10 protein-coding genes are annotated in these 12,145 nt (G+C 40.1%); 4 read left to right on the top strand and 6 right to left on the bottom strand.

Going from position 1 to position 12,145, the window contains the following annotated elements:
- The first annotated feature begins 37 nt into the window (after nucleotides 1-37).
- The 3 genes from K5G00_RS11815 (at nucleotide 38) to K5G00_RS11805 (ending at nucleotide 3,212) form a co-directional block, all read left to right on the top strand.
- Nucleotides 38-1,045: a 3-keto-disaccharide hydrolase gene (locus tag K5G00_RS11815; RefSeq protein ID WP_238766369.1), complete on the top strand. Its 1,008-nt coding sequence runs from the start codon at nucleotides 38-40 to the stop codon at nucleotides 1,043-1,045.
- A gap of 147 nt (nucleotides 1,046-1,192) precedes the next feature.
- Nucleotides 1,193-2,515, top strand: a complete 1,323-nt coding sequence (locus K5G00_RS11810; protein WP_238766368.1) for a M20 metallopeptidase family protein — start codon at nucleotides 1,193-1,195, stop codon at nucleotides 2,513-2,515.
- Between the two features lie 190 nt (nucleotides 2,516-2,705).
- A complete protein-coding gene (locus K5G00_RS11805) occupies nucleotides 2,706-3,212 on the top strand; it encodes a DUF4252 domain-containing protein (protein ID WP_238766367.1) in 507 nt (168 codons plus the stop codon).
- 150 nt (nucleotides 3,213-3,362) lie between these two features.
- Here K5G00_RS11805 and leuB read toward each other — a convergent pair whose 3' ends face one another.
- The 6 genes from leuB to K5G00_RS11780 form a co-directional block, all read right to left on the bottom strand.
- Entirely contained in the window at nucleotides 3,363-4,427 is a 1,065-nt protein-coding gene (leuB, locus tag K5G00_RS11800) for a 3-isopropylmalate dehydrogenase (RefSeq protein ID WP_238766366.1), read from the bottom strand.
- Between the two features lie 87 nt (nucleotides 4,428-4,514).
- Nucleotides 4,515-6,098, bottom strand: a complete 1,584-nt coding sequence (locus tag K5G00_RS11795) for an alpha-isopropylmalate synthase regulatory domain-containing protein (protein ID WP_238766365.1) — start codon at nucleotides 6,096-6,098, stop codon at nucleotides 4,515-4,517.
- 30 nt (nucleotides 6,099-6,128) lie between these two features.
- A complete protein-coding gene (leuD, locus tag K5G00_RS11790) occupies nucleotides 6,129-6,719 on the bottom strand; it encodes a 3-isopropylmalate dehydratase small subunit (protein WP_238766364.1) in 591 nt (196 codons plus the stop codon).
- 171 nt (nucleotides 6,720-6,890) lie between these two features.
- The gene (locus K5G00_RS30175) at nucleotides 6,891-7,103 is read right to left on the bottom strand and encodes a four helix bundle protein (RefSeq protein WP_394800861.1); all 213 of its coding nucleotides are present in this window, start codon (nucleotides 7,101-7,103) and stop codon (nucleotides 6,891-6,893) included.
- Between the two features lie 26 nt (nucleotides 7,104-7,129).
- A complete protein-coding gene (leuC, locus tag K5G00_RS11785) occupies nucleotides 7,130-8,530 on the bottom strand; it encodes a 3-isopropylmalate dehydratase large subunit (protein WP_238766363.1) in 1,401 nt (466 codons plus the stop codon).
- Nucleotides 8,531-8,572: 42 nt separating this feature from the next.
- Nucleotides 8,573-10,090 carry a 2-isopropylmalate synthase gene (locus K5G00_RS11780; RefSeq protein WP_238766362.1) on the bottom strand — a complete coding sequence of 506 codons (1,518 nt, stop codon included), beginning with the start codon at nucleotides 10,088-10,090 and terminating at the stop codon, nucleotides 8,573-8,575.
- 411 nt (nucleotides 10,091-10,501) lie between these two features.
- Here K5G00_RS11780 and K5G00_RS11775 point away from each other — a divergent pair, with 411 nt between their 5' ends.
- A complete protein-coding gene (locus K5G00_RS11775) occupies nucleotides 10,502-12,145 on the top strand; it encodes a glycerol-3-phosphate dehydrogenase/oxidase (RefSeq protein WP_238766361.1) in 1,644 nt (547 codons plus the stop codon).

Below are 12,145 nucleotides of genomic sequence, written 5' to 3'. Positions count from 1 at the left end.
TTTTGAAAAGAATACTTAAACCAATAAAATTTTTCAGATGAAATCATCAAAACTATTTGTTACAGCCATACTTTGTTTTGCCGTACTAACAGGGTGGGGGCAAAATTCAAAAAACGGTTTTTTCGGAATGTGGACCATGGCCATTGAAAATGGTTCGGTGGGATGGCTTAATGTAAACGAAGATAAAGGATATCTCGATGCTGAATTGCTTTGGCAGGGTGGGAGTGTGCTCCCGGTAGCCAATGTCTATTTCGAAGACGAGAATACGCTGGTTGTTACACGCAGCCAGGAACGCCCGGTTAATCGCAACGATGAAGACGGGAGAAAATTTGTAGTGACACAAACCTACCGGTTTATACGTAATGGCGATAAAGCCACAGGTGTTGCTGTTTTTCCATCGCGCGACAGGATGAGCATAAATAAAACCAAATTCGAAGCCTGGAAGTTACCGCCTGTTCCCCCAACACCCGATTTGTCAAAAGTAAAATATGGCGAGCCGATAGAATTGTTTAACGGGAAAAATCTTGACGGATGGCGTTTGATTAATCCAAAACAGGCCAATGGTTTTAAAGTAATCGATGGAGCTTTGGTAAACGATCCTGTTCAAAATGAAGGTGAACATATTTCTTACGGAAACTTACGTACCAAAGATGAGTTTGAAGATTTTAATCTGAAACTCGAAGTAAATATCCCGGAACACAATAACAGTGGCGTTTATTTGCGTGGAATGTATGAAATTCAGGTGTTTGATTCCTATGGAAAACCCCTGGATTCGCATAATATGGGAGCACTTTACAGCAGGGTGACCCCCTCGGTAAATGCAGAAAAACCAGCGGGGCAATGGCAAACTTTAGATATAACTTTGTGCGACCGCCATGTTACCGTTGTTTTGAACGGTACAACTATAATCGATAATCAACCGGCTTACGGTCCAACCGGAGGGGCAATTATTGCCGATGTGTTTAAACCCGGACCTATCTATTTGCAGGGCGACCACGGAAAAGTATCTTATCGGAATATTGTTTTAACACCAATTGTAAAATAACTAAAAATTATTTTTTATGCTGACATAGTTTAACTTTAAAGTGAAACTATGTTTTAACAAAAAGAAGCCGTTAGCAGGATTTACACTGTTAACGGCTTTTCGTTTTGAAAACTTTCTTTACATTCGGTGTGTTAAAATAAAAAGATAATGAATTCAAAACTATTTACTTTTTTTATATTGATACTTGTCCATTCGGACGTATTTGCTCAGGTAGTTGAAAAAATAAATAAGGAAGCGGGAAAACAAACCGCATCGATGCTGGAGCTTTGTTACGATTTGCACCGGAATCCGGAATTGTCGTTTCAGGAATTTGAAACTGCAAAAAAGATGGCTGCCGAATTGGAAAAAGCAGGCTTTGAAGTTACCCGTAATTTTGGGGGTAACAATGTGGTGGGTGTCCTAAAAAACGGAGATGGTCCTGTTGTGATGCTGCGCACCGATATGGATGCACTGCCAGTGGAGGAGAAAACCGGTTTTGAATTTGCCAGCACACAGACTTCAAAAAATACCAACGGTGAAGAAGTTCCGGTGATGCATGCCTGTGGCCACGATATTCACATGTCAGTATGGGCCGGAACCATACATACCCTGGCAGCATTAAAAAAACAGTGGAAAGGAACCCTACTTGTAATTGCCCAGCAGGCTGAGGAATTTAGCGGTGGAGCAGGACTGGCCATTGAAACCGGCTTATTTCAGAAATTTCCGACCCCCGACTACGCAATGGCCTATCATATCAATCCCGAATTGGAATCGGGAACTATCGGGCTTGTGGGCGGACCGGTGTTTGCCGGTGTAAAAACCGTTGAAATTACCGTTCACGGAAAAGGTGGCCATGGGGCGTACCCTGAAAAATGCATTGACCCGATTGTAATTGCTTCCCGGATTGTTCTTGATTTACAAACCATTGTAAGCCGTGAAATCAGCCCGCTTGAACCGGTTGTGGTTACCGTTGGTTCCATTCATGGGGGAACACGCCCCAACATCATTCCCGATGAGGTAAAAATGGAACTTACCCTGCGTTATTATTCCGATGAAGCCATTGAAAAAGTAATTGCAGCAATTAACAGAATAAGTAAATCAGCAGCATTAACAGCTGGAATGCCGGAAGATAAACTGCCATTGGTTGAGGTTTCTCCGGCCGATACGCCTCCGGTACTGAATAACCCTGATTTAAGTAGAAAGATTCACAGTTTTGCTTCCGAAATTGTTACCGGTAAGAATATTGTCGAAGTTTCTCCGGCTATGGTGGGGGAAGATTTTGGTAAATATGGCCGCACGCCCAAAAATATACCCATTTGTTTGATATGGCTGGGAAGTACAAGCCCGGAACTAATGCAGGAACTTGAAACCAAAGGTGAAAAACCGGCTCCGCTCCATTCGCCTCTCCTTCATCCTGACTACGAAAAAACCATTGAAACAGGTATAAAAGTTATGACAGGCAACATGATTGGCTTGTTGAGTACAAAATAGATGAGTGATTCGGTGAACCGAGGCGTTTTACAATTTCAGTCAACTACTTCGGAGGAGCTTCTTAACCCGTTTGTCGTTAATTGCTCTTGACTCATCGAAAAAAATCGCATAAAAAATCGTTTTTCTTCAACTTTGAGGTAACGAAATCTTAGCTTAAACGTCATAAGGTTAAGTTACTAAAATCAAAGTTATGAAACGGAATGTATTGTTCATATTTGCAGCCCTGCTGATTTTAACTTCATGTAGTGGCTACGACCCCGGAGTTTCTGAAGCATTTATGAAATACCGATTGAAGGAAGGAGTTACCACTATTACAGTTCCCGGCTGGGTAATTCGTATGGCTTCACGTTTTGGCGACCTCGATAAAGAGGAACGCGAAATCTTGCAAAGTATTGATAAAGTTCGGGTGCTTACCGTAGAAAATGAAGATTTAAATGCACGAATAAATCTGCATGAAGAATTTTATAACGGTATTAACCGCAAACGCGATTATGAGGAGCTTCTTGTTATTCATGAAAACAACGAAGACGTAACTATTTTTGGAAAAATGAATGACAACGTGATAAAGGAAATGGTAATTCTGGTTGGCGGCGACGATAATGTGCTGGTCTATTTAAAGGGAGAAATAAAACCTGAATTACTGAATGATAAAATAGATTTGTCACATCCTGATAAATTTCTTTCACTCGATTTTTAGATTATACAATTCTCATAATTTTTCCCGGTATTTTCCGGGTGTAGGCATAAAGAGGCTGTTCCAAAGGTAAAATTGGACAGCCTCTTTCTTATTCGTAATTTCCAGAACTGTAGTATTGATGAAATGTGAATGGGAATTCGTATCGTCATTTTATTTTCTTTCTACCCAGTTAGCAATCCAGTCGCCAACCTGCGAGGTTTTGAATGACTCACCTTCGGCAATATCAACTGTTACGTAACCTTCGGTCATTGATGCGGTAACAGCATCGCGGATGATTTTTCCTTCTTCCATGAGGTTAAAAGCATATTCAAACATCATGGCAGCGGAAAGAATGGTTGCAATTGGATTGGCAATGTCTTTTCCTGCAGCTTGCGGGTAAGAACCGTGGATGGGTTCAAAAACCGAAGTGTGTATTCCCATGGAAGCAGAAGGAAGCAATCCAAGTGAACCTGTAATAACGCTGGCTTCATCGGTAAGAATATCGCCAAACATGTTTTCGGTAACCATCACATCGAAGTTTTTAGGCCACTGAATAATCTGCATTGCAGCATTATCCACAAACATGTATTCTGTTTTGATATCAGGATAATTTGGGGCCATTTCCTGTGCTACTTCGCGCCATAAACGTGAACTTTCCAAAACATTGGCTTTGTCAACCACTGTTAGTTTTTTGTTACGTTTTCCTGCAAATTCGTAACCCAGTTTCAGAATACGTTCAATTTCTTCGCGGGTATAAGTGTTGGTATCAAAAGCAGTGTTACCACCATCTTTTCTCCCTTTTTCACCAAAATAAATTCCACCGGTTAATTCGCGGATACAAACAAAATCAGCTCCCTCAACCAATTCGCGGCGGAGAGGAGATTTATGCAACAACGATTCAAATGTTTCAACCGGACGAATATTGGCATATAACCCCAGTTTTTTGCGCATAGCCAACAATCCCTGTTCCGGACGAACAGGAGCTTTGGGATTGTTGTCGAATTTGGGATCGCCGATGGCTCCAAATAAAACTGCATCCGATTTCATACACAGTTCGTGCGTATTTTCAGGGTAGGGATCTCCTACCTCGTCGATGGCAATTGCGCCGGTTAAACCATATTCATATGACAGTTCGTGGTTAAATTTTTTGGTGACGGCCTTTACAACTTTCATGGCCTGTTCAACAATTTCCGGCCCGATTCCGTCGCCGGGAAGTACTGCAATGTTTAGTTTCATTTATAGTTTTTTTTATCGGATACCTTCTACATGCCAAAACAGGTATGAGATAGAATTCCGAGATATTTTAATTTTTTTACCGGAGATTCAGGAAATACTGTTCAAAATTTTATCCAGAATTCCGGGCTTAAAATCATTTTCAATAATGTTTAGCATTCTGATTGTTGCTTTTATAGCAGCTGCATTTTGATCGGGATCTAATCCTTTTGTTTTGAATTCACGGCTGTTTTTCCAGGTAATAACTGTTTCAACCAATGCATCCGTTTTTCCTCCGGGGGGAATGGTAACCACATAATCAATCAGTTTTGGAAATGACTTCCCTAAACGTTTATAAATTTTCCGAAGGGCTTTTACAAAAGCATCATATTGCCCGTCACCGTCGCAAAATTCTTCGTATTTTCTTCCTTCAATTTCTAGCGATACATTGGCTACCGGTCGCAATCCCATGGTATGTGTTACAGAGAAGTTTATTACCCTGATTTTTTGTTCCATAATGTCGTTGTTCAAAACATCGGAAACAATATAGGGCAAATCATCGTTTGTAACCGTTTCTTTTTTATCACCCAGTTCGATAATACGCTGTGTAACCTTTTTTAATGATTCGGCGTCAAGCTCAATTCCCAGATCTTCCAGATTCTTTTTAATGTTTGCCTTACCTGAAGTTTTCCCAAGCGCATACTGGCGGATTCTTCCAAAACGTTCCGGTAAAAGTTCATTGAAATAAAGATTGTTTTTATTGTCGCCATCTGCATGAATACCACTGCATTGTGTAAATACAAATTCGCCAATCAATGGTTTGTTGGTAGGGATTCGGATTCCGGAAAATGATTCAACCAAACGCGAAACTTTATTCAGATGCGTTTCGTTCACATTGGTTTTCATTTTCAGATGGTCTTTGACTGTTGCTATTACACTTGATAGAGGCGCATTTCCAGCGCGTTCTCCCAAGCCGTTCACCGTAGTGTGTACACAACGAATCCCGGCTTTTATCGCGTGAAAGACGTTGGCAATCGCTAAGTCATAATCATTGTGAGCATGAAAATCAAAGTTTACTTCAGGGAAAGCTTCTATCATTTCGCTACAGAAATCATAGGTTTCATCCGGGTCCAAAATACCAAGTGTGTCAGGTAACATAATCCGATCAACTTTTTCATCTTTAAGATTTTTGATCATAAGGTGAACATATTCTTTTGAACTACGCATCCCGTTTGACCAGTCTTCGAGGTAGATGTTTACCCGGATTCCCATTTCAGCAGCATTTGAAATTACCTTTTTTATATCAGCCAAATGCTGTTCCGGTGTCTTTCGCAATTGCTCGGAAACGTGTTTTAATGAACCCTTACAAAGGAGGTTGATTACCTTACCCCCGGCATCAGCAATCCACTGAAGTGAGGTTTTGTCGTCAACAAATCCCAGCACTTCAATTTGATGCAGGTGTCCTTTCTCTGCAGCCCACTGCATAACCCGTTTTGTCCCTTTGAATTCACCCTCTGAAACTCGTGCCGAAGCAATCTCAATGCGATCAACTTTTACATCTTCGAGTAAAACTTTTGCTACACTTAGTTTTTCCCCTTCACTAAACGAAACTCCTGAAGTTTGTTCGCCGTCGCGAAGGGTAGTGTCCATTATCGTCAGGTGTTTACCTGTTATTTCAACTGTTCTGCCTGTCATTTTTTATCTGTTTGCAGCTGAGCAGAAAGCTTACCTTTCTGCTTCAAATGCTTCTATTTCATCTTTCATTTCCACAAGGTAGTCGATGTCATCAAGTCCGTTTTGTAAACAATGTTTTTTGTACGGATTGATTTCAAAATCTGTTGATTCACCTGTAGCAGAAATCGTAAAAGTCTGTTTTTCCAGATTCACTTCAAAAGTTGTATTCGGATCATTTTCTGTAGCGTCGAATATTTTTTGAAGGAACCCAGGAGAAACAACAACTGGTAACAAGCCGTTGTTCAATGCATTTCCTTTAAAGATATCAGCAAAAAAGCTGGAAACCACAACACGGAAGCCATAATCGTATATTGCCCATGCTGCATGTTCGCGGCTTGAGCCACTTCCAAAGTTTTTTCCTCCAACTAAAATTTTACCGGAGAAATTTGGGTCATTTAAAGGGAAATCAGCTTTCGGACTTCCGTCTTTATTGTAACGCCAGTCGCGGAAAAGATTATCACCAAAACCTTTGCGTTCTACGGCTTTTAAGAATCGTGCGGGAATAATCTGGTCGGTGTCCACATTTTCAATGGGAAGCGGAACCGCAGGTGATGTTATAATTGAAAATTTGTCGTATGCCATTTTATTGATTATTTATTGTTGATTATTTTCTATTTTTTTTAGACTGAATTTTTTTTCTGCTGGCGATGAAAATTGCGGTTAGTTCTTTAGCTTCTTTTATAAAAGAAGCGACTACTTCTAATGATACAATTTCTTCATCCGATGCAAATTCAATCCAAAAATCACATTCGTCTACTTCTTAATGACTATTGATAATTTTGCTGCAAAAGCAGCATCAGATTGCGCTAAAAGGACTGCTCTGTAGTTTACAGCAACCGATGTGGCGCACCTGATTAACTTACCTTTAATATGAGATCCCAATTTTGTTTTTGGGAGAGAAGAAGCAATTTTTACACATTGATGTACAAAAATTTTAGTTCTATTCTTTAATTCATATCTATCCATAATTAATCAATAATCAATATTCAATCTTACATTAATTCTCTGGGATCGGTAACTTTCCCGGTTAATGCTGCAGCTGCAACAGTAAGCGGACTTGCAAGCAGGGTTCGGGCCCCCGGTCCCTGGCGACCTTCAAAATTTCGGTTCGAAGAAGAAACCGCATATTTGCCTTCCGGAATTTTGTCGTCGTTCATTGCCAGACATGCTGAACATCCCGGCTGACGCAATTCAAAACCAGCTGCTTCCAGAATCTGAACCAAGCCTTCTTCACGAATCTGATATTCAACATGTTTAGAGCCCGGAACCAGCCAGGCTATTACATTTGGTGCTTTTTTCCTGTTTTTTACAAATTCGGTAAATGCCCTGAAATCTTCGATTCTTCCATTGGTGCAACTGCCCAGGAAAACGTAATCAACTGTTTTTCCTTTCATGGACTCACCTGCTTTATATCCCATGTATTGCAACGATTTTTCAAAAGTGGCTTTGTCACTTCCGGTCATACCATCTGTTGTAGGAATTGTTTTTGAAATCCCGATTCCCATTCCCGGGTTGGTTCCGTATGTAATCATGGGTTCAATTTCCGCAGCATCAAAAGTATATTCGGTGTCGAAAACAGCACCTTCGTCAGATTTTAATTCTTTCCAGGCCTCTACCGCTTTATTCCAGTCTTCTCCTTCTGGCGCATATTTCCTACCTTTTACATAGTTTATGGTAATATCGTCAGGAGCAATCATTCCCCCGCGGGCACCACTTTCTATACTAAGGTTACAAAGCGTCATCCTGCCTTCCATACTCAAACTGGCAATAGCTGTACCTGCATATTCAATAAAATGGCCTGTTCCACCGCTGGTTGAGATTTGTGATATGATGTAAAGCGCTATATCTTTTGCTGTTACCCCTTCATTTAGAACGCCGTTTACCGTAATTCGCATTTTTTTCGGTTTGGGCTGCATAATACATTGGCTGGCCAAAACCATTTCAACTTCGCTTGTTCCAATTCCAAATGCTATGGCACCAAAAGCGCCGTGAGTTGAAGTGTGGCTGTCGCCACAAACGATGGTCATCCCTGGCTGTGTAAGACCTAGTTCAGGCCCTATAATATGGACAATTCCATGCCCTTCTGACTGTAAATCGTGATATACAATTCCATGTTCAGCACAGTTTTTCTTCAACATTTCCACCTGGTGCCGTGAAAGTTCATCAATAATGGAAAGATGCTGATTTTCAGTAGGAACGTTATGGTCTGGTGTTGCTGTCGTTTTATCGGGACGGAAAACTTTTAATCCGCGTTTTTTAAGTCCCAGAAATGCTACCGGACTGGTTACTTCATGAATCAAATGACGGTCGATGTACAGAACACTGGGACCGTCTTTAATTTGTTTTACTGCGTGGGCGTCCCAGATTTTATCAAATAATGTTTTTGCTTCCATTTTTTATTTTAGCGAAATATCTAATTATGTTTTACTTTCAATTTAAACCGTTGCGGGCTGTCCCACCGGAATTTTATTAATGGCGTCGAGGAATGCTTCCACTGCAGCTGTAATTATGTCGGTATTGGCACCAAAACCGTGGAAAATCCCTTCTTCGTATTCTACCTGCATGTGTACCTTGCCAATATCGTCACTTCCCCGTGTAATTGCCTGTACCAAAAATTCTTCGATAACCACCTGCCGGTGAATGATTTGTTTTACCGCTTTGATGGCAGCGTCAACGGGACCGTTTCCTGCCGAAGTCGCATCAAATTTTTCACCTGCAATGTCCAACCGAACGGTCGCCATCGGCATCATATTTTTGCCGGTAACAACCTGTAAAAAGTCCAGTTTTATTCTGCGCTCCTGACGGGTTGCATCACCTACCAGTAATGCAATATCATCGTCACGGATGTCTTTTTTCTTGTCCGCCAGTTTTAAAAATTCTTCGTAAACTTCATCCAGTTTTTCTTTTGTCAGTTCAAAACCAAGAATTTCAAGCCGGTGTTTTAATGCAGCGCGTCCGCTTCGTGCAGTAAGTAAAATCGACGATTCGTTGATTCCTACTTCCGCAGGATCCATAATTTCATAGTTTTCGCGATTTTTCAAAACACCATCCTGATGAATTCCTGATGAATGTGCGAATGCATTTCTTCCGACTACCGCCTTGTTGGGCTGAACCGGCATGTTCATTAAGGTTGAAACAAGACGACTGGTTCCATATATTTTTTGCGTATTTACGCCGGTTTCAATCTGCAAACTTTTGTAATGCGTTTTTAAAGTCATTACAACTTCTTCCAGAGACGTATTTCCGGCGCGCTCACCAATTCCGTTAATGGTTACCTCAGCCTGTCGGGCCCCGTTTAAAATACCGGAAACCGTGTTTGCTGTTGCCATACCCAAATCGTTGTGGCAGTGTGTTGAAATGGTTGCCTTATGGATATTGGAAACATGTTCCATTAAATATTTGATTTTAGCGCCAAATTCGTGCGGAAGTGTATATCCTGTTGTGTCAGGGATATTTACTACGGTAGCACCCGCATTAATTACTGCTTCAATAACACGGGCCAGGTATTCGTTTTCTGTTCGGCCTGCATCTTCAGCATAAAACTCAACATCTTCAACGAACTTTTTTGCATATTTTACAGCTTCAACTCCCCGTTCAATTATTTGTTCCGGATTCGAGTTTAGTTTGTGGTAGATGTGAAAATCTGATGTTCCAATCCCTGTGTGAATACGTCCTTTTTTTGCGTATTTTAGTGATTCAGCAGCAACATCAATATCTTTTTTTACTGCGCGGGTCAGGGCACAAATTGTTGGCCATGTAACCGCTTTTGAAATCTCAACTACCGATTCGAAATCACCAGGGCTTGAGATGGGGAATCCTGCTTCAATAATGTCGACTCCCAACTCCTGCAATGCTTTGGCGACTTCAATCTTTTCCACTGTGTTCAACTGGCAACCCGGAACCTGTTCTCCGTCCCTCAAAGTTGTGTCGAAAATGTAAAGTCTGTCACTCATGGTAATCTGTAATTTATTATTTGAAATTTATTTTTCTTTAATTTCTCTGTCAAATGCTTCACATGAAAAAAGCCACCCTCTTATGATGAGAATGGCTTCACTTTTTCCAAATATCTTTTAATAACACACCATTCTCATTTCTTCTTAATTAGAAGAATAATACCTAGAATTAGGCTAAGAATTGATATGTTAATCGTGTTTTTCATTCGTTTTGCTTACGATTTGCTGCAAATATGAAAATATTTTTTTAAAATGAAAACAAATAAACGATTTTATTTATGAAACTTTAAAAATAAGATGAGATACTCTGCTATTTTATCGTTTTTAATTTCATTTGTCTATTTAACAATCATTATGGCGAATAGTTTTTTATCATTTGAATAAAAACTAAATTTAGGCAAACAATAGTCTGTGAAAAGAACAACAAGTTTTATAAAAGACAATCATTTTGATGTTTTGATTATTGGAGGCGGAATCACGGGCGCCGCAATTGCCTATGAAGCTGTAACCAGGGGTTTTTCGGTGGCATTATTTGAGAAAGATGATTTTGGTGGAGCAACATCAGCGGCGACTTCCAAAATGATCCACGGCGGACTACGTTATCTGGCAAAAATGGAATTGAAGCTGGTTCGGGAATCACTTCGTGAGAGAAGGATTTTAACCAATATTGCACCAAATTTTGTACATCCTGCACCCTATCTTTTAACGGGGTATAAAAATGGCAAAACTCCGGGATGGATGCTGAAAGCAGCAATGATCCTGTACGATTTACTTTCGTTTGATAAAAATTGGTTGCGCGATAAAAGTAAAAGAATGCCAAAGCACAAAACAATATCGAGAAACAATGCTTTGAATCTGGAACCCGGTTTAATCTCTGATGGATTATCATACTCACAAATATATTACGACTGTATCAGCTTTAGCCCGGAAAGATTAACACTTGCATTTATTAAATCGGCGGTTGAAGCAGGAGCAAAAGTGCTAAATTATGCGGAAGTGAAAGATTTCCTGTTCGAAAAGAAGTCACATAAAAAAAAGGTTTATGGATGTAAAGTTTTCGACAAAGTTGCAAACAATGAATATAATGTTTTAGGAAGGTATGTGATCAACTGTTCCGGGCCGTGGGCAGATGTTATTGTAAATAAAGCTTTACAAAAGGACTCAATAAAAGTGTTGCGTCGTTCCGAGGGAATTCATTTTATAACCAAAAAACTGGTGAACAATTATATCGTAACTGCAACTACCCGTAACGGGCGTCATTGTTTTATTGTTCCCTGGCGAAATCGCACATTAATAGGTACAACCGACAAGGAATTTATTGGAAAACCCGATGAATATAAAGTAGCAAAAAGTACCGTCAACGATTTTCTTGAAGAGGTAAATCAAGTGTTTGGAGAGAAAGAAAAATTACAATATTCCGATGTTCAGTTTGTATACGGGGGGTTACGACCGCTTGTAGAAGATCAAACAAAAGATGTATACGAATCATCGCGGAAATATGAAATTGTTGATCACGAAAAAGACGGAATCCCCGGTGTTATTACCGTTGAAGGGGGAAAATATACCACGAGCCGCAGCCTGGCGGAAAATGTAGTTAACTATCTTTTTAAAAAGGAAGGAAAGAAACCTATTGTGTCAATTTCAACTTCAAAATTTTTAAGAGGAAGTGATATTGAAAATTTTCAACGTTTTGCTGATGAGAAAACAGAAGAGAATCCTGAATTTGAAGGAGAACAAATTGATTTTCTCTGCAAGATGTATGGAACCGAGATTGATTCCCTCTTGCTTTTGGCGAAAGAAAAAGGACTTTCCGCAAGGTTAAATGCTGATGGCGAAATTGAAGCTCAGGTTGTTTACGCCATTCAAAATGAGATGTCAATAAAATTGAGTGATATTTTATTCAGAAGAACCGGAATCGGAACGCTTGGTCATCCGGGAGAAGAAACACTGGCGAAAGTTCTAAATATTGCTGCTACGTTGTTGAACTGGGATGAAAAAAGAAAAGAAACCGAATTAAAGGAAGTTGAAGAGATTTTTAAAATTCCTGAAAATTAA

Origin of the sequence: Maribellus maritimus (assembly GCF_022267315.1) — a bacterium.
GTDB lineage: Bacteria > Bacteroidota > Bacteroidia > Bacteroidales > Prolixibacteraceae > Draconibacterium > Draconibacterium maritimum.
Note: the sequence above shows the minus strand (reverse complement) of the source record. Positions and strands in the feature narration are given on the sequence as shown.